Origin of the sequence: Azospirillum sp. INR13 (assembly GCF_015390205.1) — a bacterium.
Lineage (GTDB): Bacteria > Pseudomonadota > Alphaproteobacteria > Azospirillales > Azospirillaceae > Azospirillum.
Genome location: NZ_VUOI01000010.1, coordinates 91,459 through 112,246 on the forward strand (window position 1 = coordinate 91,459; position 20,788 = coordinate 112,246).

Below are 20,788 nucleotides of genomic sequence, written 5' to 3' on the forward strand. Positions count from 1 at the left end.
GCAAGCGTCGCAACCACTCAGATCAGCGAGGGAACGCTACCCTCACGACCCCTTGCCGCCGCACTTGCCGGTCTTCACGTTGAAGTTGCCGCAGGACATCGGCTTGCGCCAGTCGGCGATCAGGTCCTTGCTGTCCGGCAGGTAGTCCGACCACTCGTCGCCCGGGACGAGGCCCGAGGTCTTGGAAACGACGTCGAACTGGCCGTTCTCCTGCACTTCGCCGATCAGGACCGGCTTGGTGATGTGGTGGTTCGGCAGCATCGCCGAATAGCCGCCGGTCAGGTTGGGCACGGCCACGCCGACCATGGCGTCGATGACCTTGTCCGGCTCGGTGGTGCCGGCCGCCTCGACCGCCTTCACCCACATGTTGAAGCCGATGTAGTGGGCTTCCATCGGGTCGTTGGTGACGCGCTTGTCGTTCTTGGTGTAGGCCTTCCACGACTTGATGAAGTCGCTGTTCGACGGCGTCTCGACCGACTGGAAGTAGTTCCAGGCGGCCAGATGGCCCAGCAGCGGCTTGGTGTCGATGCCGGCCAGCTCTTCCTCGCCGACCGAGAAGGCGACGACCGGGATGTCCTGCGCCTTCACGCCCTGGTTGCCCAGTTCCTTGTAGAACGGAACGTTGGCGTCGCCGTTGATGGTGGAGACGACGGCGGTCTTCTTGCCGGCCGACCCGAACTTCTTGATGTCCGCCACGATCGACTGCCAGTCGGAATGACCGAACGGCGTGTAGTTGATCATGATGTCCTCGGGCTTGACGCCCTTGCTCTTCAGGTAGGCTTCGAGGATCTTGTTGGTCGTGCGCGGATAGACATAGTCGGTGCCGGCCAGCACCCAGCGCTGGACCTTCTCCTTCTCCATCAGGTAATCGACGGCCGGGACCGCCTGCTGGTTCGGCGCGGCGCCGGTGTAGAAGACGTTGCGGGACGATTCCTCGCCCTCATACTGGACCGGGTAGAAGAGGATGTTGTTCAGCTCCTCGAACACCGGCAGCACCGACTTGCGGCTGACCGAGGTCCAGCAGCCGAACACGGCCGACACCTTGTCCTTGCTGATCAGCTCGCGCGCCTTCTCGGCGAACAGCGGCCAATTGGAGGCCGGGTCGACCACCACCGGCTCCAGCTTCTTGCCCAGCAGGCCGCCCTTCTTGTTCTGCTCGTCGATCAGCATCAGCATGACGTCCTTCAACGTCGTCTCGCTGATCGCCATCGTGCCGGACAGGGAGTGCAGGATGCCCACCTTGATCGTGTCCTGCGCCATCGCCGGCGCGGACATCGCAGCCATCGCGCCCATGGCCAGACCGGCCAGCGCGCTGATCCCGAAGCTCGACGTCAGTTGCTTGGTCCGCATGAAGTTGCCCCCTTCCTTTGGCGCCCCGGTTGCTCCGGGGCTTCGCCACATCGTCGGAAGAAAGGCTACCGCGCATGCGAAAGACGGTATCTACGTCAAATGACACATACGGCCACGCCCGAGCATTTCCGGCGGTACCACCGGCGACGGTTCGGAATAAAACCGATGCGGCGGCGTCCACCTGTCTGATGAACGCGTGTAACGATGATGGGCGCCTGCGAGTGACGCGGCGATGCACGGGAGCAACAGTGTGAACAGCAGAGCTGACGACACCAAATGTCGCTTGCGGATCCCGGGTGGCTCGCTGAAGGATACAGCGCTCGATCCTATCCGTTCACGTTCCGGTCCCATCGCCATGCATGATCACCGCCGCCTGATCTCCCGCCGCTCCGCCGCCCTCTGCATGGTCGGCGGGCTGGTCGGCGTCATCCTGAGCGGTCCTGCGCTGGCCGCACCGCAGAAGGAGGCGGCCCATGCCGCCAAGCCTCCGCTGGTCGCCGGCTGGGCCGCGGCGCTGGAACGGCGTGCGCTGGAAATCCAGAACGCGCCCAAGGCGCAGGCCACCCGCATCGGCTATGGCGCCGTCGTCAAGAAGGGCGACGGCGGCATGATCGAGGGCGTCGCCCCCGCGGTGGACCTGCCGCCGGCCGAAGTCCAGCAGGCCCAGGCCCCCACCCTGCCCGGCCTGGAACCGGTGGAGCCGGCGCCGCCGGTCGTCATCACCGTGCGCTCGCCGCTGGCCGACCGCGTCGGCCGGGTCTCGCGCCGCCTGATCGAACTGGGCTTCCTGCCCGACGACAAGTGGACCGACAGCTTCAACGACGATGTCGAGACCGCCGTGCGCGCCTTCCAGCTGGCTGAAGGGCTGCAGCCCGACGGCAAAGTGGGCGAGGTGACGCGCCAGGCGATGGACCGCACGCCCGCCCAGACCGTCGCGCTTCTGCGCCGCGCCGCGGCGGCGATGCGCGCGCAGCAGGCCTCCATCCCCGAGACCACCGTGCTGGTCAACCTGCCCGGCCAGTCGGTCACCCTGATCGAACATGGCCGTCCGAGCTTCACCATGCGCGCGGTGGTCGGCCGCCCGTCGCGCAAGACGCCGCTGCTGCAGGACAGGATCACCAGCGTCACCATCAACCCGACCTGGACCGTTCCGCCGACGGTGCTGAGCGAGGACAAGCTGCCGGCCCTGCGCAAGAAGGGCACCACCGGCATCAAGAACGCCGCCGTCTATCTGGACGGGACGGAGGTCGTCAACACGCAGTCGGTCAACTGGTGGGGGGTCGATCCCGGCCGCATCCGCATCGTCCAGAAGCCGGGCGACGACAACGCGCTGGGCCGCTTCCGCTTCAACCTGACCAACGGCGACGGCATCTTCCTGCACGGCACCAACGACCCGCGCCTGTTCAGCCGCGACCTGCGCGCCGCCAGCTCCGGCTGCGTCCGGCTGGAGGATGCCCGGATGATGGCGGAAACGCTGCTCGGGGCCGCGAAGATCACGCCGGCCAGCATCGGCCAGCAGCTCGACACCGGGGAGACCAAGACGATCCGGCTGCCGAACGCCATCCCCGTGCGCTTCGTCTATTGGAACGCCTCGGTCGACACCGCCGGCGTGGTGCGCGTCCATCCCGACATCTACGAGGATCCGCCCACCCTCTCCACCCCGGCCGGTCAGTCGGGTTCGGCCGCTCCGGCGATGTCGGCCAATCCGGGGGGTAGCGCTGCCGCGACCCCGGTGTCGACGCCGCGCCCGCTGTCCAAGCCGGCGCCGCTGCCGGTCCCGGCCGCCCATGCGCCGACGCCGCTGTCCTCCGCCTCGGTGCCGGCGCCGGCCAAGCCGCTGCCGGCACCGACGGGAATGTGAGGAAGGGCGAATCCCCCTCTCCCCCGCTCTCGCGCAAACTTCGTTTGCGCTGACGCGACAGGCGGACCATAGGTCCGCCGAAAGCGGGGAGAGGGGATTGTCTGTTACCTCACCGCGCCTGGAGCACCCCGACCGCACCGCGGGCAACCTCGTGCAGGTCGGTTTCGCCGCCGGCCTGGACATGGGCGAACAGGCCGGCGCGCATGCGCGGATCCCAGAATTTGCGGATGTGGGTCGCCGTCTCCGTCACCGCCTCTTCATGCGGGTAGGTGGCGAAATGGACGGCGATCTGGTTCGCCATCCGGACCAGATCCTTGGCATGGTTCGTGTGGCTCATTGGTGTCTCCGGAATGGGTTGAAATCAACGGAACAGGATGACGGTGTCGCGGCGCGACAGCGCACCCAGGGTCAGGTTGGCGTTGCGCGCCAGTTCCAGCGCCAGCGCCGTCGGTGCCGAGATGGTCGCCAGCAGCGGATGCCCACCGCAGCGGTCTTCTGCACCAGTTCAAAGCTGCAGCGGCTGGTCATCACCACGAAGCCGGTCGCCGGGTCGGCACCCGAACCGGCGATGGCGCCGATCAGCTTGTCCAGCGCGTTGTGGCGGCCGACATCCTCGCGGGCCAGCCGGATGGTCCCGTCCGGCGCGCACCACGCGGCGGCATGGACCGAGCGGTTGGCCCGGTTCATCGGCTGGTGGTCCGGCAGAGCACGGAAGGCGGCGGCCACCGCGGCCGGGTCCACCTCCAGCGAGGTTTCGATCTTGCGGGGCTCCCGAACGGCGTGGACAAGACTGTCCACGCCGCACAGGCCACAGCCGCTCCGCCCCTCCATGGAACGGCTGCGCAGACTTCCGCGCAGGAGACGCAGCGGGTCGACCGTCAGGTTGACGACGAAGCCCAGCGGCGTTTCCCGCACGGAGATTTTCTCGATATCGGCGGCGGACCCGACGATCTCCTCGGCAAGGCTGAAGCCCAGCGCGAAGTCTTCCAGATCGGCAGGGGTCGCCATCATCACGGCATGGGAGCGGCCGTTGTATTCGAAGGCGACCGCGGTTTCCTCCGGCACCTGCCATTCGACGTCCGCGCCCTCCTCCACCCCGACACCCGCGGCAAAGCCGGTTCCGGTGACGGCGATGGAGCACATCAGGCTGTCGTCAGGACGGATGGAGCCAGAGGGCATCGCGGTCATGCTTCCCACTCCTCAGGACGTTATTCGGCGGCGAGGACGTTGGCGGCGGCGATGCGCTTGCGCTCGACGTCGTTCTTCGCGTAGTCGACCTGCCAGTCCGACGGCTGGTTGCTGCGGGCGACCTGCACCGCCGTCACCTTGTATTCGGGGCAATTGGTCGCCCAGTCCGAATTCTCGGTGGTGATGACGTTGGCGCCGGTCACCGGGTGGTGGAAGGTGGTGTAGACGACGCCGGCCGGCATGCGGTCGGAGATGACGGCCCGCAGCGTCGTGGCCCCCATGCGGCTGGCGAGCGACACCATGTCGCCGTCCTTGACGCCGCGAATCTCGGCATCCACCGCGTTGATCTCCAGCACATCCTCCGGATGCCAAGCCACGTTGGCGGTGCGGCGGGTCTGGGCACCGACATTGTAGTGGGCGAGGATGCGGCCGGTGGTCAGCACCAGCGGATACATCCGCGTGGTCCGCTCATCGGTCGGCACATATTCGGTGATCACGAAGCGGCCGAGACCGCGGGCGAAGCTCTCGCCATGCATGATCGCCATGCCGGTGTCGTCGTCCTCGAACCCGGTGCAGGGCCATTGGACGCTGCCGACGCGGTCGAGTTTCTCGAAGCTGACGCCACGGAAGGTCGGGGTCAGCCGGGCGATCTCGTCCATGATCTCCGACGTGGTCTCGTAATGCATCGGGTAGCCCATCGCCGTCGCCAGCGCGCAGGCGACCCAATGCTCGTCCCGGCCTACCTTCGACGGCATCGCCTTGCGGACGCGGTTGATGCGGCGCTCGGCGTTGGTGAAGGTGCCGTCCTTCTCCAGGAAGGAGGTGCCGGGGAAGAAGACGTGGGCGAAGGCCGCCGTCTCGTTCAGGAACAGATCCTGGACGATGACGACGTCCAGCGATTCCAGCGCCGAGGTGACGTGGGTGGTGTTGGGATCGGACTGGACGATGTCCTCGCCCTGCACGAACAGGCCGCGGAAGCTGCCGTCATGCGCGCTGTCGAACATGTTGGGGATGCGCAGTCCCGGCTCCGGATCCAGCGTGACGCCCCAGGCGGCCTCGAACTCCTGGCGGACGAGATCGTCCGACACATGGCGATAGCCCGGCAGCTCGTGCGGGAAGGAGCCCATGTCGCAGGAGCCCTGCACGTTGTTCTGGCCGCGCAGCGGGTTCACGCCGACGCCCTCGCGGCCGATGTTGCCGGTCGCCATCGCGAGGTTGGCGATCGCCATCACCGTGCTGGAGCCCTGGCTGTGCTCGGTCACGCCCAGGCCGTAGTAGATCGCGGCGTTGCCGCCGGTGGCGTAGAGCCGGGCGGCGGCGCGCACCTGATCGGCCGGGACGCCGGTGCGCGATTCCAGATATTCCGGCGAGTTGCGGTGCTCGGCGATGAACGCCTCCCACTTCGCGAACGCCGCAGGGTCGCAGCGCCCCTCGACGAAGGAGCGGTCGACCAGCCCCTCGGTGACGATGGTGTGGGCGATGGCATTCACCACGGCGACGTTGGTGCCGGGCTGGAGCTGGAGATGGTATTCGGCCTGGACATGCGGGCTGCGCACCAGATCGATGCGGCGCGGGTCGATGACGATCAGCTTGGCGCCGGCGCGCAGCCGCTTCTTCATGCGCGAGCCGAACACCGGGTGGCCGTCGGTCGGGTTGGCACCGATGACCAGGATGACGTCGGACTTGTCGACGCTCTTGAAATCCTGGGTGCCGGCCGAGGTGCCGAAGGTCTGCGACAGGCCGTAGCCGGTCGGCGAATGACAGACGCGGGCGCAGGTGTCGATGTTGTTGGTGCCGAAGGCCGCCCGGATCATCTTCTGGACGACATAGACCTCCTCGTTGGTGCAGCGCGACGAGGTGATGCCGCCGATGGAGCCCCGGCCGTACTTGGCCTGCACCGCCTTCAGCCGCTCGGCGGCGTAGGCGATCGCCTCCTCCCACGAGACCTCGCGCCACGGGTCGGTGATCCGCTCGCGCACCATGGGCTTCATGATGCGGTCCTTGTGGGTGGCATAGCCCCAGGCGAAGCGGCCCTTGACGCAGCTATGGCCCTCGTTGGCGCCGCCATTCTTCCACGGCGTCATGCGGACCACCGTGGTGCCCTGCAACTCGGCCTTGAAGGAACAGCCGACGCCGCAATAGGCGCAGGTGGTGATGACGCTGTGTTCCGGCTGGCCGTGCTCGATGATCGACTTCTCGGTCAGCGTCGCGGTCGGGCAGGCCTGGACGCAGGCGCCGCAGGACACGCACTCGCTGTCCATGAAGCTTTCCTTGGCGCCCGGCGACACCGACGAGGCGAAGCCGCGGCCGTCGATGGTCAGCGCGAAGGTGCCCTGGGTCTCCTGGCAGGCGCGGACGCAGCGCGAGCAGACGATGCACTTGGAGGCGTCGAAGGTGAAGTACGGGTTGCTCTCGTCCTTGGCGGCGGCGCGATGGTTTTCGCCGTCGAAACCGTACCGCACGTTGCGCAAGCCGACCGCGCCCGCCATGTCCTGCAACTCGCAATCGCCGTTGGCGGCGCAGGTCAGGCAGTCGAGCGGATGGTCGGAGATGTACAGCTCCATGACGCCGCGGCGCAGCTTCGCCAGCTTGTCGGTCTGGGTGTGGACCTTCATGCCGGGGGCGACGGGGGTGGTGCAGGAGGCCGGGGTGCCCCGGCGACCCTCGATCTCGACCGCGCAGAGGCGGCAGGAGCCGAAGGGTTCCAGGCTGTCGGTGGCGCAGAGCTTGGGCACGGTGATGCCGGCGTCCATCGCGGCGCGCATCACGGACGTGCCGTCGGGAACGGTGATGCTGCGGCCGTCGATCTCCAGCGTCACCAGGGTCTCGGAGACGCGGGCCGGGGTGCCGTAGTCGGTCTCGTGGATGAGGGTCATCTCGGGTGCTCCTGGGGTCGCTCGTTATTCGGCGGCGATGTGGGTGACGCGGACGGCGTGCTGCTTCTTGCGGAAGTCTTCCGGGAAGTGCTTCACCGCGCTGCGCACCGGATAGGGCGTCATGCCGCCCATGGCGCAGAGCGAGCCGTCCACCATCACGTCGCAGAGGTCGGCGAGCAGTTCGAGGTTCGCGTCGACGTTCTTGCCGGCGATGATCTTGTCCAGCGTCTCCATCCCGCGGGTGGAGCCGATGCGGCAGGGGGTGCACTTGCCGCAGGACTCGGCGACGCAGAACTCCATGGCGAAGCGGGCCTGCTGGGCCATGTCGACGCTGTCGTCGAAGACGACGATGCCGCCATGGCCGACCATCGCCTCCTGCGCGGCGAAGGCCTCGTAATCCTTCGGCAGGTCGAACTGCGAGGGCGGCAGATAGGCGCCGAGCGGACCGCCGACCTGCACCGTGCGGATCGGCCGGCCGGTGATGGTGCCGCCGCCGAAGTCGTACAGCAGCTCGTGCAGGGTGATGCCGAAGGCCTTCTCGACGATGCCGCCGTTCCTGATGTTGCCGGCGAGCTGGAAGGGCAGCGTGCCGCGCGACCGGCCGACGCCGAAGTCGCGGTAATACTCGCCGCCCTTGTCGAGGATGATCGGCACCGAGCAGAGCGACAGCACGTTGTTGACCACCGTCGGCTTGCCGAACAGGCCTTCCAACGCCGGCAGCGGCGGCTTGGCGCGGACCATGCCGCGCTTGCCCTCCAGGCTTTCCAGCATCGCGGTCTCCTCGCCGCAGATGTAGGCGCCGGCGCCGACGCGGACGTCGAGGTGGAAGGTGCGGTTGGTGCCGTGGATGTTGTCGCCGAGCCAGCCCTCGTCATAGGCCAGCTTGATGGCGTGGCGCAGGGTGGCCGTGGCGTGCGGGTATTCCGAGCGCATGTAGACGTAGCCGGAGGTGGCGCCCACCGCGATGGCGGCGATGGTCATGCCTTCGATCAGGCAGAAGGGGTCGCCCTCGATGATCATGCGGTCGGCGAAGGTGCCGCTGTCGCCCTCGTCGGCGTTGCAGCAGACGAACTTCTCGTCCGCCTTGGCCTGCATCACCGTGTTCCACTTGATGCCGGTCGGGAAGCCGGCGCCGCCGCGGCCGCGCAGGCCGCTGTCGGTCACGACCTTGACGATCTCCGCCTGGGACATCGCCAGCGCGTTTTCGAGGCCGCGGAAGCCGCCATGGGCGCGGTAGTCCTCGACCGACAGCGGGTCGATGATGCCGCAGCGGGCGAAGGTCAGCCGCTCCTGCTTCTTGAAATAGGGGATTTCCTCGGTCAGGCCGTGGCCCAGCGCATGCTCCCCGCCGGTCAGGAAGCCGGCGTCGAACAGGGCGGGCACGTCGGCGGGGGTGACCGGGCCGTAGGCGACGCGGCCTTGCGCGGTTTCCACCTCGACCAGCGGTTCCAGGTAGAGCATGCCGCGCGAGCCGTTGCGGACGATGCGCAGCGGCAGGTCGCGCTTGGCGGCCTCGGCCCGGATGGCGGCGGCCACGGCGTCGGCGCCGACGGACAGGGCGGCGGAGTCGCGCGGGACGAAGACGGTGATCAGATGGCCGCTCATTGCGCGTGACCCTCATGGCTGAGGGCGCGGGGGATCTGCTGGTGGGCCTGCGGGTTGGCCCGCGTCTCGGCCGCCAGCTCGTCGAAGCGGTCGGGCGAGACCCGGCCGTGCAGGTTCTCGTCGATCATGACGGCGGGGGAGAGGGCGCAGTTGCCGAGGCAGAAGACCGGTTCCAGCGTGAAGGAGCCGTCGGCGGTGGTGCCGTGGAAATCGACCTGCAGCCGCTTCTTGATGTGGTCGACCAGGGCGTTGGCGCCCATCGACTGGCAGGCCTCGGCCCGACAGACCTTGACGATGTGGCGGCCGGGCTTTTCGCGGCGGAATTCGTGGTAGAAGGAGACGACGCCATGCACGTCGGCGCGCGAGAGGTTCAGCTCCGTCGCCAGGAGGGGGATGGCCTGTTCGTCGATATAGCCGAACTCTTCCTGAAGCGCGTGGAGGATCGGCAGCAGGGCGCCGCGCAAATGCCGATTGCTTTCGACAATCGTCATGGCGCGCTCGGCGCTCCACGGATGGCTTGCGTTCACGGGTGTCCCTCCTTGCGATCGTCCGCGCCGCACTTGGGGTCGGCGTCGTTCTGGCTTGGCTCTGTTGGCTTTTTCGGGGCGTCTCTCAGCGCCCGGCACCGTCAGAGTGGCGGAGGATACGGTATGCCAGCAAATTGTATTTTCCGATGGGCTGATAGCTTTTGGCTATCAAGAGCGCCCCGTCAGCGGATCGCTACCCGCCAGGGGATCATGGCCTCGGCGACGCTGATCGCCACGCGCTGGGCGATGTCGGCGTCGGAGGCCGCCACCGCCAGTGCCTTGGCCAGCGGCGGCGGCGGGTCACGGTCGGCATAGGCGAGGCCGACGACGTGGCTCAGCTCCGGATCGACCAGCGGAAGGGCGACGATGTCCGGGTGCGGCGGCACGAAGGTCAGCAGCTGGCCGGGGACGATGCTGGCGCAGCTGCCGGCGCGGACGATGGTGTAGAGGGTGACGATGGAGTTGGTCTCCATCGCCGGCTGCACCGTCCGCCCGGTCATGCGGAAGGCGGTGTCGGCGATGCGGCGGTTCTGCATGTCCGGGGTCAGCAGGCAGAGCCGCAGGTCGGCGGCCGTCTCCCAGGCGACCGCCCCCTCGGCGATCAGCTCGTCGGACAAGTCGTGGCGGTGGGCCAGCAGGTGGTAGCGCTCGGTGTAGAGCGGCAGGGTGCGGACGTTGTTCAGCGGTTCGTTGTCGAGATAGGTGATGGCAGCGTCGAGTTCGAATTCGTCGAGACCGCGCTGGATCTCGCGCGAACTGAGCGAGACGACACTGGAGCGGATGTGCGGGAAGCGGGTGGTGAAGGGCGTCAGCACATGGGGAACCACCGGCAGGGCCGAGGGGATGGCGCCGACCCGCAGATGGCCGGTGACGCCCTGGGCCAAGGCCAGCAGCTCGTGGCGCAGGTTGTCGCGCTCGCCGACGATGCGGCGGGCGTATTCCAGCACCGTCAAACCTTCCGGCGTGAAGCCTTCGAACTTCTGGCCGCGCTCGACGATGGGGACCTGAAGCTCCTCCTCCAACTGGCGGATGGCGTTGGAGAGGGTCGGCTGCGAGACATGGCAGCTTTCCGCCGCGCGGCCGAAATGCTTCTCGCGCGCCAGGGCCAGCAGATAGACGAACTTCCGGAACATGCTCAGGCTTCCGGGTCGAAGGGCGGGACCGGCAGGCCCGGCACATCGACCGTCATGGCGAATAGGCCGCCGGACTGCGGCAGGCGCTCCAGCTCGTCGGCGGGGCGGCCGGCGCTGGCGCTGGTGACGTAGAGGGTGCGCAGGTCGGGACCGCCGAAGGCCACCATGGTCGGGCAGCGCGCCGGCACCGGATGCTCCGACAGCAATTCGCCGGCGGGGGAAAAGCGCGCGACCCGCCCGCCCTCGTACAGCGCCGACCAATAGCACCCCTGCGCATCCACCGCCGCCCCGTCCGGCCGGCCGCGGTCGCCGTCCTTCGGCTCCAGCCGGACGAACACCTCGCGGTCGGAGACGGCGCCGGTGGCGGGATCGTAGCGGTAGCGGTAGACGGTGAAGGTCGGGGTGTCGGAATGGTACAGGGTCCGTCCGTCCGGGCTGAAGGCCAGACCGTTGGAGGTCAGCAGCCCGCCGGCCAGCACCGCCAGCCCGCGCCGGTCGTAGCGGTAGAGATGCGCCTTGCCGCCGGCCTTGGGCTCGTCCAGCGTGCCGGCCAGATAGCGGCCGGCGGGATCGGTCTTGCCGTCGTTGAAGCGGCTGGCGCCCTGGTCCTCCGGATTGGCGGCAAGGCAGGAGACCGGTCTCCCCTCCCCGTCCAGCTGCCATAGGCCGGAGCGCAGGCCGGCGATGAAGCCGCCGCCCTTGCGCGGGGCGACGCAGCCGATCTCCTCCGACAGAGCCATCGCAAGATTGGTCCCGGTGGCCGGATCGAAGCGGTTCAGCGCCCGGCCCTTGATGTCGACCCAATAGAGCGCCTGCTCGTCCACCGACCAGACCGGCCCCTCCCCCAGCTTGGCATGGGCGTCGAGCACACAGGTGAAGCCTGGGGTGAAGGCGGGGCCGGCGGTCATCGCGTGATCCTCGGGTCTGCGAACGGACACGCAGGGTCGGACAGATCGGCGGCGCGATCAAGCCTGCCGGTCGGACAGTCCGGCGGGGCCGGTCAGGGTGGGGGTATCGGCGGCCTCATCGGGAGGTGGAACGGCGTGGAACAGGATCCGGCGGATGTCGCATCGGCCGGCGGAGCGGTCAGAGGGGATGGGAGAAGGGACCGGCGGCGCGGCGGCTGACCGGGCCGGGGTTGAGGTTGGGGTAATGCTCGTACTCGTTGACGGTCCAGGGGAAGACGCCCTTCGGACCTTTTCCCTCCGGACGGGCCAGGATGGCGGCGACCATGGCCGGATCGGGCGCCATCCGCTCGCGCAGGTCGCCGGGGATGTCGTCGTCCAGTTCGGGGATCGTGACGGCGGGCGGATCCTCTGGCCGGGGGGCGGGCCGGGGAGCGGGCGGCTCGGCTTGGTCGGCGGCTTGCCGCCTGGACGCCGGGCGGTCGAGGCCGTCGAACATGCCGAGCCGTTCGGCCATCCAGCGGACGGTGGTGGGGTCGCCGGAGGTGACCAGCCGCTCGATCTGCTCGGCCACCAGGATGCGCAGCGAGGACAGGCGCAGCTCGGCCTCGCGGTTCAGCGCCTGCCGCTCCCACCACACCCTGTGACGAAAATCCTTGGAGCCGTAATAGGCCCGCCAGAGCGTGGTGCGGCTGCACCCCATGGCGCGGGAGACCTGAAGGAAGCTGTTGCCGCGCGCCAGCATGCCGGCGGCCATGATCCACTGCTCGTCATGGAACTGCGAACCGGGGACCAGCGAGCCTTCGGACGGCACCGGCGGCTCTTCGGCCCAGCGGGGGAAACGGTCGTTCTGGAGGGTACGGCTGTCGAGGGGCATGGTGGGGCTCCGCGAAGGGGTGGGACCTGGGCGGAGAGGGTATAGGAATTTGGTCCGGGGTTGGGGGAGTTTTGTGAAAATGGGGGGTGGGGCACGTGAGGCGGCGGCTTCTGACCCGGAGCGGCCCCTCAACTGCCCTTTCAGCAACGTCCGCTTTACGTCCCCACCCCGGACGCTCGGCCAAAGTTTGCCTGCACTCAGAAGCAGAGGTTCCGGCTCCGATGGAGGTCACTCGTCGCCGGCTCTGAGAACTCCTTCGCTCCGGAATGTTGATCTCGCCCCATGACGCTTCTCAAAACCCCGGTAGCGTGCTTCAGTTTTTGAAAGTCAGCGGAAGAGGTAGGATCTGGCATGGGGTCACCCCGGGAATTTATCCTACAGCATAAACCACCCGACAATCCGCGACCTCGCGCTGCCCCCGAGCTCTTCGAAGATCGACATGATCTCCGCGTGCATGAGATCGGAGTTGAGTTTCATTGGAAGGAACGGATTGCCCGGTGTCATTGTATATCGGGTCTCGTGTTTCACCTCGGCCAGCGCTCGGCGGTTGTCCTCGCACGACATGAACTCAAGGAAGTTCCCGTACGCTTCAAGCAACCGTCCCAGCCCAAGCCGATGGGTGCCGATAATAGCGTCGGCAAGACGGTTGGCTGGCGATTTCGCGAAAGCTTCCAAGAGTGCCTGCTTGAAGGCCGCATCGCCCTTGGGGTGGTCGTCTGCAATCGTCACCATCGACATGATAGTGGAGAAGTACCAGAACTTCCGGCTGTGTCGTAACTTGATGTTCCGCGTGCCCCAATCCTTCTCGGGGTCCATCACGCGTGGAATGTACTCTACGCAAAGCGTCTTGTAGTAGCGCGCCACATCGTTGCACAATGACAGGATGTGGCGTCCGCTCGTGCGGTCTTCGTTTCCATATGCATCCAGCAGAGCCGTGCGAACATCGGCGATGGGCATCCCACCGCCCACGCTTACGCTTTCGGTGATGAGCAGGACACGTTTCGTCAATTCTGCGCTGCAGTCCTCGTCTCCACCGATCTTTTGAGGACTCGTCAGACCGGGAAGCGAGCAGGGTGCCGTGAGGTCGTCTCCTTTGGACACCTTGATTTTCAAAGCACCTGCCAGCGCCGCACGTAGATCCTTGTCGTGCGGGCGCCATTTTTCGAGGGCTGCATCGTTTCTGGCTATCGGCAGGAGGTCGAGGTCGGAAGCCTCAAGTGCTTCACGGCGACCGACCGAACCCGTCGCGGCAAAACAGATGTCTTCCGTTCCGCCCATCTTGTCAGTCACGTAGTCGTTCACGAATGCGGAAGCTTTGTCTGCAACCGTATTTGAATACTCTTCCGCCCTTTTTAGAACTTCAAGTGTGCGCTCTCTGACGCACTTCTCGATTTTTTCGTGCAACATTCCTACCCCTTATCGCATGAATGCTAAGATCTAGCCTTAGTAAAGACGTCGGACAAGGCATCAACCGGAATCGAACTCTTCAGCTTCTTCGCATTCCGATATCTAAATGCTACTTGGTAAATCAGTGGGGCCTTATAGCGCACGACCTCGTTGACCGGCCGAAGATATCTGCTTGCGACATTGCGCAGGATGTCGCTCTCATTCGCATACAGTGATTCAGAAAGATCGATGTTCCGGTAGTGGTCGCGGATGGCTGCCGACCACGAGGATTCGAAGGCGACGGTCTCTTCCTTGTTGATGTAGCACGAGTATATTCTGCTTTTCATGCGCCAAAACCGGATCGCTAGCGCGGAATGAGTCCGCTTGAGGCGAAGTCCCGAAACTAGGTCTCGCTCCATAGCGTCGACGAATTCGAACGGTTGAGGAACGTCCAGATCGAACGTGCGTCCACTTCTGTGCATTCCCTCCAGCGTGTCTGGGGTCAGCGCAGAGTGGAGAAGTTTATGAAGGTCGGACGCCTCACCGTCGAGATCCGCTTTTCGGTCGAACAGGCCAAGAAGTAGGTCGACATCAAGCTTCATCTCCTTGACTGCATGGTATGCGCACAAGGAATGATGTAGCCTACTGTCACCAACGATCATCATCCGACGAAGTGTCTGCGCAGATGTTTCGGTCGCGTCGGAAAACGCAGCTTCTCCCGTGTGTGAAAGCGGCCAAGTCGCGATGTCATGCAGGAGACCCCAAGCGAGCGCGTAGCGTGTCGTCTCGGGTGAAAAGCCCAAATATTCCGACATCTTTCCGGCAAGCAGGGCTACCCGGAGGCTATGATGGTTTCGGCTGCGATCGCTTCGCGTGGTCGTGAACCTTATCGGGTGATAGTCCACGTTCGAATACGCAGGCGACAAAATCCCGAGGAAGGTAATCCGCCTCAGTCTCCGGAAAGAATCCGACAGGATAAGGGGTGCGGCCAACCGGACGGCATCCATGAAATCCGCACCGCGGTTAGTGAGAGCCGTCGTTGCTGCTAACAAGTTGCTCTCCCCTTCCTTGGCCGAATTCAGTTCCAAACCGGGAACCTCCACAGGATAAGTTTCGTTCGATGCTAGCACGTCTTCCTCAAGTGAACTCATATCGGCGTTCATTGGGGTGAATAAAGAAGCCGTGCGCAAGAATCCTGATAACATTATCCGTCTGCACCGGCTGAAGCCCCGCAAAGCTTAGCCGCCCTGAGATACAGTCCTCTTTCAATCCTCTCATTCCGCATACCCTGGGCAACCGATGTCAGTTTCGATCCATGAGACACAACTACTTCGCATATTTCAGAGTGGCCATGTCTCCATCCTCTCCGGCGATCAGGATGCCGGCCTCTACGCTACCCGATTCTATCATGCTTTGCATCAAGGCGTGAAGCCGCTGTCCATACGTCATATGCAAGGACAAGTCGCTCTGCTTGATAGCCGTTTCGGCTAGTTGTTTCGCCGGCGGCTGACGTGCCGCTTCCGGCTCCAAACCGGCCGTTCGTCGTCGCCGCAGCGAACCTCCGCTCCTGGCGCAAAGCAGACTTTACCCGCAGTTCGCCAATCGCCAATTTTCCAATATTCCGCAGAGGTTCGGACCGCCCCTCCCCCCTACCCCTCCCCCATCGCCTCCACCGCCCGCCGCGAGGCGACGCAGCGGGCGATCTCGGTCAGCAGCAGCACGCGGTCGATGGGCTTGGGCACATGGCAGTCCATGCCGGCCTCGTAGCAGCGGGCGATGTCGTCGGGGAAGGTGTTGGCGGTCAGCGCAACGATGGCGACGCGGCCGGCCGGGCCGGGCATGGCGCGGATGGCGCGCGTCGCCTCCAGGCCGTCCATCACCGGCATGTTCACGTCCATCAGGATCGCGTCGAACGGCTCGCGCCCATCCACCGCCCCTGCCGCCGCTGCCGCCGCAACCGCCTGCGCCCCGTCCTCCACCGCCGCGACGCTGTGGCCGGCCTGCTTCAGCAGGGTGACGGCCAGCAGGCGGTTCATCTCCACATCCTCCGCCACCAGGATGCGCAGGGAGCCCGGCGCCGATGCCGCGGGGCCGGGCATTGACGCAGGCTGCGGGGCGGGCGGCGGGACTGGAGGCTCGGCGGCAGGGGCGGGCATGGCCTCGGGCACGGCCTCGGCGATGGGCGGCGGCGGCGGCGGGGCTTCCGCGACCGGCGGGGCGGGCGGCTCGGGGGACGGCTGCGGCGGGGCCAGAGGTGAGGACGGGGCCAGCGGGTGCAGGCGGGCCAGACGGTCGCGCAGCTCCAGCGGGTCGTAGGGCTTGGCGATCAGGTCGTAGCCGCCCAGCGCCACGTCGTCGGCCACCACCGCATGGGCGGCGAAGCCCGAGGCCAGCAGAACCGGCAGGTCGGGGCGCAGGCGACGCGCCTCGCGCGCCAGCTCCGCCCCGTTCATGCCCGGCGGCATTACGATGTCGCTGAACAGCAGGTCCAGCGGCTCGTCCCCGCGCAGCACCACCAGGGCCTCGCCGGCGCCGGACGCGCCGATCACCCGGTGGCCCCAACTGCGCAGCAGGGCGCAGCCGTGCTCCAGGATGTTGTGGTCGTCCTCCACCATCAGGATCGACAGGCTGGGCCGGTCCGATGGCGGGCGGGCGGTGCCGCCGCTCTCGTCGGCCAGACGGTCGGGCGGGAAATGCAGGGTGACGGTGGTGCCCTGCCCCACCCGGCTCGACAGCGTCATGGTGCCGCCATGCAGCTCCACCAGCCGGCGGGTCAGCGGCAGGCCCAGGCCGGCGCCCTCGGTCTGGCGGTTGGCCGGGCTCTCGACGCGGGTGTAGGCCTGCAGGACGCGGCCCAGATCCTGTTCGGGAATGCCGATGCCGGTGTCGCGCACCTCCAGCAGCAGGCCGCCGTCAGGAGCAGGGCCGGCGGTCAGCGTAACGGCGCCGCCGGAGGGCGTGTATTTGACGGCGTTGGACAGCAGGTTCAGCAGGATCTGACGGATGCGCCGCTCGTCGCCGCGCAGGAAGCGGGCGGCGGGGTCCACCGTCGCCGAGAGGACGATGCCGGCGCGGGCCGCGCGCGGGGTCAGCAGGCGGATGGCGAAGGTGGCGGCGGCGTCGAGATCGACCGGCTCGTCGTCCAGCACCAGCTGCCCGGCCTCCGCCCGCACATGGTCGAGGATCTCGTTGATAAGCTCCAGCAGGTGCTGGCCGCTGTCGCGGATGTTGACGGCGAAGTCGCGGTAATGGGCGGTGCCGACCGGCCCCTCCGACTCCCGCGCGATCAGGTCGGCGAAGCCGATGACGGCGTTCATCGGGGTGCGCAGCTCGTGGCTCAGGCTCGCCAGGAACTCGGTCTTGCTGCGGCTGGCGGACTCCGCGGCCTGGCGGGCGTCCTGAAGCTCCGCCTCCATGATCTTGCGGGCGGTGACGTCGCGCTCGACGCTGACGTAATCCTGCGGGGCGCCCCAGTCGTCGGTGACCAGCCGCACCGCCGCCTCGATCCACACCCAACGGCCATCGGCATGGCGCAGGCGGTAGGTGGTCTTCAGGGTCGGGCGGTCGGGGGTCAGCCGGGCCAGACCGGTTGACAGGGCATCGCGGTCGTCGGGGTGCACCCGCTCCACCAGCGGGCGGCCGATCAGCTCGGAGGGCGCGCAGCCCAGGCTGTCGCGCGTCGCCTCCGAACAGAAATGCCGCACGCCGTCCAGACCGATGCGGCCGATGATGTCGGTGACGCCGCGCGCCAGCAGGCGGTAGCGCGCCTCGCTGGCGCGGATCGCGCGTTCGGCCTCGTGCCGGCGGGTGATGTCGCGGGCGCCGACCGACAGCATGACGATGGCGCCGCTCTCGTCGCGGATCGGCACCTGCGACACCTCCCACCAGCGGGTGACGCCGTCGTGGGTGTGCTGCTCCTCGAAGCGGGTGGGGGCGCCGGCGTCGATGCAGGATTGCAGGTCGGCCATCGCCTTGGCCGCCAGATCGGGCGGCAGCAGGCTGTCCAGCGGTTTGCCGGCCGCGTCGGCGGCGCGGTCACCCATCGCGCGCTGGGCGGCGGCGTTGGCGCTGTGCAGGGTGAAACGGCCGTTTTCGCCGACGCGGATGATCGCAAGGCTGTCGGCGGAGCTGTCGAACACGGCGCGGAAGAGGGCGGCGTTCTCGGCCAGGGCGTTCTCGTCGTCGACGCGCCGGTGCTCGCGCGCCAGCATGGTGCCGAGCAGGCCGATGCCGAGCGCGGTGAAGGCGGTCAGCGGCAGCGCCGCCTCCTCCAGCACCCGCAGGGCGAGCCGCAGGTCGGGCAGCAGCATGAAGGCCAGCAGGGTCAGCGGGGTGATGGCGAGGCCGAACAGGGCCAGCAGGCCGAAGCCGTAGGCGCCCTTCCCTTCCCCTCGGTTGGCTGCGCCGGCGGCCCACCGCTCCATCGGACGGGCCAGCAGCGGCGCCGCCAGCGCGGTCAGCAGGAGGCCGGCCAAGCCGGTCAGCGAGCCCATGCCGCCCAGCCACAGCCGCACCCCGCCGGCAGCAAGGGCGGACAGCAGGGCGGCCGGCCAGCCGCCGAACAGCCCGGCCAGCCCGATCATCACGTTGCGCAGGTCGACCAGCACCCCGCCCTCGACCGGGTAGGCGTCGAGCATGGAGATGGCGGCGGCCACGCCGAACAGCAGGCCGGACGCCAGGGCGAAGGGCAGGCGCCGCGCCCCGAACCGCCGCAGCACATAGCGGTAGGCGAGCAGGACCAGGGCCAGCAGCCCGACACCGTGCGCAAGGGCGATGATGATGCCGGTTCCCATGCTCCGCCCCCCAGCGGCAATCCCGATCCCACCCCAATTCCGGGGTCCGAAATCCGGGGCGAACTTTTACACAGGCAATCAAACAAGAAAAAGAAGCGATTCGAAACAGTCATATGGGCTTTTTATATAGTCCTGCCGCCGAAAGCGGCCGAACCGCTCCCCTATCGATGCAGGCGGCAGGATCGGCACCACGCGGCTGTCGTGTTCGGCCGCCGATTCGGTTAGGATGACCCGCGCGAATTGTTCGTGGTCGTCGTGTCTTCGTAGGCTTCGGCATGCTGTTCAAGGTTTTTTCACGGAGCCTGGTCGCCCGGACGACGGCATCGGCGGTGCTGCTGGTGTCGGTGCTGATCGCCGTGCCCATGGTGGTGCTGATCCAGGCCGACGTGCGCAACACCCGGGCCGAGCTGGCCATCCGTGCCGAGATGGCGACCAGGATCGTGCTGGACGACGTGGCGAACGCGCTGTGGGACCTCGATCCCGAAGAGGCGGTGACGGCGCTGATGCCGCTGCGCTCGATCGACAGCTTCGCCGAGGCGGTGATCCTGGGCACCCATGGCGAACGCTTCGCCACCTTCCGCAAGCCCGGCGCGGCCATCGTCAGCGAGGCCGCCGCCACCGCCGCCGCCGTGCCGCTGACCCACCTGGACCGGACCGGCGCCGTCCGCAGCATCGGCACGCTGCTGGTCCGGCTGGACACCGGCCCGACCGACGCGGCCATCCGCCACCATGTGCTGGTGCTGAGCGGAGTCGGCGCCGTCACCCTTCTCCTGGTGGTCCTGGGGGTGGTGTGGGCGACCCGCGGCATGACCCTGCCCATCGCCGGCATGACCCGCGCCATGGCCGATCTGGCCGCCGGCGACGTGTCGGTGGACGTGCCGGTGCGCCACCGCGACGACGAGATCGGCCGCATGGCAAAGGCGCTCGCCACCTTCCGGCAGAACGCCATCGACCTGCGCGTCGCCAAGGAACGGGCCGAGCAGGCGGTGGCTTCGAAGGCCAAGTTCATGGCCGCCGCCAGCCACGACCTGCGCCAGCCGGCCCAATCGCTGCTGATGCTGACCGCGATGCTGCGCGCCACCGCCCCCACCCCGAAGGTGGCGGAATCGGCGCGCAAGATCGAACAGGTCGTCATGACCCTGAAACAGCTGCTGGACGAGCTGCTGGAGGTGTCGCGTCTGGATGCCGGCGGCGTCGCGGCGAACAAGGCCGTGCATGAGGTCGCCGACCTGTTCGACGCGCTGGACTCGCAGTACGGCCCGGTGGCGCGCAACAAGGGGCTGGCCTTCGCCGTGCCGCAACACCGCGCACCGGTGGTGACCGACCGCATCCTGCTGCTGCGCCTGCTGGGCAATCTGATCGACAACGCGATCCGCTACACGGCCAGCGGGCAGGTGCAGGTCGCCTGTCTGGAATCCGGCGGGACCCTGATCGTCGAGGTGCGGGACACCGGCATCGGCATCCCCGAAGACCGGCTGGACGCCATCTTCGAGGAGTTCCACCAGATCGGCAACCCGGAGCGCAACCGCGACAACGGCATCGGCCTTGGGCTGTCGATCGTCAAGCGGCTGGCGACGGTGCTGAACCACCCGGTGAAGGTGCGCTCGACGCTGGGCAAGGGATCGGTCTTCTCCGTCACCATTCCGCTGGCCCCGGTGGAGGCCGTTGCGGTGGAGGCCGTTGCGCTGGAACCGGTGGCCCCTGCCCCTGCCCCTGCCCCTGCCCCTGCCCCTGCGGCCACGATGGCGACGCTGGCGGACGCACCGGCGAAGGAGGGGGAGATCGCAATCCTGGTGATCGACGACGATAGTTTCGTGCTGTCCGCCATCTCCATGTTCCTGACCAGTGCCGGGCATCGCGTCGTCGGCGCCTCCACCGTCGCGCAGGGCCTGCGGGCGGTGGAGGACGGAACCGTCCGTCCCGATGCGGTGATCGCCGACTATCACCTGTCCGCCACCGAGAACGGCCTGGATTTCATCGCCGAGGTATGGAAGCGGCTGGGCCTGCGCATTCCGGCGGTGCTGATCTCCGGCCGGCTCGACGGGGCGGTGACCAGCCGGGCGGCGGAGATGGGCGTGATCGTGGCCGCCAAGCCGATCATGCCCGACCGCCTGTCGACGCTGGTGGAGGCGATGACCGCCTCGCGGCCGGCCCTGTCCGTCGCCGCCGATACCTCCCGCCCCGCATAATACCCTGGTCGATCCCCTGCTCGGCAGAAGTCATCGGCCGGGCGCCGGACGCTTAGGACTAAAAATAATCTCACATATCCGGCTGTGCTGTGGCACAA

At 67.4% G+C, this 20,788-nt stretch carries 14 protein-coding genes; 2 read left to right on the forward strand and 12 right to left on the reverse strand.

Annotated features, from left to right (window positions below):
* Nucleotides 1–42: 42 nt before the first annotated feature.
* Complete coding sequence (gene urtA, locus F1643_RS10510) at nucleotides 43–1,350, reverse strand: urea ABC transporter substrate-binding protein (protein WP_194913041.1); 1,308 nt, start codon at nucleotides 1,348–1,350, stop codon at nucleotides 43–45.
* Nucleotides 1,351–1,705: 355 nt separating this feature from the next.
* On the opposite strand from urtA, the gene F1643_RS10515 reads away from it, so the two are divergent.
* A complete protein-coding gene (locus F1643_RS10515) occupies nucleotides 1,706–3,211 on the forward strand; it encodes a L,D-transpeptidase family protein (protein ID WP_194913043.1) in 1,506 nt (501 codons plus the stop codon).
* A 109-nt stretch (nucleotides 3,212–3,320) separates the two neighbouring features.
* Here F1643_RS10515 and F1643_RS10520 read toward each other — a convergent pair whose 3' ends face one another.
* The 11 genes from F1643_RS10520 to F1643_RS10570 form a co-directional block, all read right to left on the reverse strand.
* Entirely contained in the window at nucleotides 3,321–3,548 is a 228-nt protein-coding gene (locus tag F1643_RS10520; protein ID WP_194913046.1) for a formate dehydrogenase subunit delta, read from the reverse strand.
* A gap of 71 nt (nucleotides 3,549–3,619) precedes the next feature.
* Complete coding sequence (fdhD, locus tag F1643_RS10525) at nucleotides 3,620–4,399, reverse strand: formate dehydrogenase accessory sulfurtransferase FdhD (RefSeq protein ID WP_255542633.1); 780 nt, start codon at nucleotides 4,397–4,399, stop codon at nucleotides 3,620–3,622.
* Between the two features lie 20 nt (nucleotides 4,400–4,419).
* On the reverse strand, nucleotides 4,420–7,275 hold the full coding sequence (fdhF, locus tag F1643_RS10530; RefSeq protein ID WP_194913048.1) for a formate dehydrogenase subunit alpha: 2,856 nt from the start codon (nucleotides 7,273–7,275) through the stop codon (nucleotides 4,420–4,422).
* A gap of 24 nt (nucleotides 7,276–7,299) precedes the next feature.
* Complete coding sequence (locus tag F1643_RS10535) at nucleotides 7,300–8,880, reverse strand: NADH-quinone oxidoreductase subunit NuoF (protein WP_194913049.1); 1,581 nt, start codon at nucleotides 8,878–8,880, stop codon at nucleotides 7,300–7,302.
* The gene (locus F1643_RS10540) at nucleotides 8,877–9,407 is read right to left on the reverse strand and encodes a formate dehydrogenase subunit gamma (RefSeq protein ID WP_194913051.1); all 531 of its coding nucleotides are present in this window, start codon (nucleotides 9,405–9,407) and stop codon (nucleotides 8,877–8,879) included. Before F1643_RS10540 ends, F1643_RS10535 begins: the two co-directional genes overlap by 4 nt.
* 182 nt (nucleotides 9,408–9,589) lie before the next feature.
* Nucleotides 9,590–10,540 (reverse strand): LysR family transcriptional regulator, encoded by a 951-nt coding sequence (locus tag F1643_RS10545; protein ID WP_194913053.1) that lies wholly within the window; start codon nucleotides 10,538–10,540, stop codon nucleotides 9,590–9,592.
* Nucleotides 10,541–10,542: 2 nt separating this feature from the next.
* Nucleotides 10,543–11,448 (reverse strand): SMP-30/gluconolactonase/LRE family protein, encoded by a 906-nt coding sequence (locus F1643_RS10550; protein ID WP_194913055.1) that lies wholly within the window; start codon nucleotides 11,446–11,448, stop codon nucleotides 10,543–10,545.
* Between the two features lie 178 nt (nucleotides 11,449–11,626).
* The gene (locus F1643_RS10555) at nucleotides 11,627–12,322 is read right to left on the reverse strand and encodes a hypothetical protein (protein ID WP_194913057.1); all 696 of its coding nucleotides are present in this window, start codon (nucleotides 12,320–12,322) and stop codon (nucleotides 11,627–11,629) included.
* A gap of 375 nt (nucleotides 12,323–12,697) precedes the next feature.
* Entirely contained in the window at nucleotides 12,698–13,729 is a 1,032-nt protein-coding gene (locus F1643_RS10560) for a hypothetical protein (RefSeq protein ID WP_194913058.1), read from the reverse strand.
* A 23-nt stretch (nucleotides 13,730–13,752) separates the two neighbouring features.
* The gene (locus F1643_RS10565; protein ID WP_194913059.1) at nucleotides 13,753–14,859 is read right to left on the reverse strand and encodes an HD domain-containing protein; all 1,107 of its coding nucleotides are present in this window, start codon (nucleotides 14,857–14,859) and stop codon (nucleotides 13,753–13,755) included.
* Between the two features lie 498 nt (nucleotides 14,860–15,357).
* Nucleotides 15,358–18,501 carry a response regulator gene (locus tag F1643_RS10570; protein ID WP_194913061.1) on the reverse strand — a complete coding sequence of 1,048 codons (3,144 nt, stop codon included), beginning with the start codon at nucleotides 18,499–18,501 and terminating at the stop codon, nucleotides 15,358–15,360.
* A 275-nt stretch (nucleotides 18,502–18,776) separates the two neighbouring features.
* Between F1643_RS10570 and F1643_RS10575 the strand changes: the two genes are divergently transcribed.
* Complete coding sequence (locus F1643_RS10575; RefSeq protein WP_194913062.1) at nucleotides 18,777–20,690, forward strand: hybrid sensor histidine kinase/response regulator; 1,914 nt, start codon at nucleotides 18,777–18,779, stop codon at nucleotides 20,688–20,690.
* Nucleotides 20,691–20,788 lie beyond the last annotated feature (98 nt).

Coding starts and splice junctions, on each gene's coding strand:
- urtA (WP_194913041.1), bottom strand. CDS start 1,350: ATGCGGACCAAGCAACTGACGTCGAGCTTCGGGATCAGCGCGCTGGCC.
- F1643_RS10515 (WP_194913043.1), top strand. CDS start 1,706: ATGCATGATCACCGCCGCCTGATCTCCCGCCGCTCCGCCGCCCTCTGC.
- F1643_RS10520 (WP_194913046.1), bottom strand. CDS start 3,548: ATGAGCCACACGAACCATGCCAAGGATCTGGTCCGGATGGCGAACCAG.
- fdhD (WP_255542633.1), bottom strand. CDS start 4,399: ATGACCGCGATGCCCTCTGGCTCCATCCGTCCTGACGACAGCCTGATG.
- fdhF (WP_194913048.1), bottom strand. CDS start 7,275: ATGACCCTCATCCACGAGACCGACTACGGCACCCCGGCCCGCGTCTCC.
- F1643_RS10535 (WP_194913049.1), bottom strand. CDS start 8,880: ATGAGCGGCCATCTGATCACCGTCTTCGTCCCGCGCGACTCCGCCGCC.
- F1643_RS10545 (WP_194913053.1), bottom strand. CDS start 10,540: ATGTTCCGGAAGTTCGTCTATCTGCTGGCCCTGGCGCGCGAGAAGCAT.
- F1643_RS10550 (WP_194913055.1), bottom strand. CDS start 11,448: ATGACCGCCGGCCCCGCCTTCACCCCAGGCTTCACCTGTGTGCTCGAC.
- F1643_RS10555 (WP_194913057.1), bottom strand. CDS start 12,322: ATGCCCCTCGACAGCCGTACCCTCCAGAACGACCGTTTCCCCCGCTGG.
- F1643_RS10560 (WP_194913058.1), bottom strand. CDS start 13,729: ATGTTGCACGAAAAAATCGAGAAGTGCGTCAGAGAGCGCACACTTGAA.
- F1643_RS10565 (WP_194913059.1), bottom strand. CDS start 14,859: ATGAGTTCACTTGAGGAAGACGTGCTAGCATCGAACGAAACTTATCCT.
- F1643_RS10570 (WP_194913061.1), bottom strand. CDS start 18,501: ATGGGAACCGGCATCATCATCGCCCTTGCGCACGGTGTCGGGCTGCTG.
- F1643_RS10575 (WP_194913062.1), top strand. CDS start 18,777: ATGCTGTTCAAGGTTTTTTCACGGAGCCTGGTCGCCCGGACGACGGCA.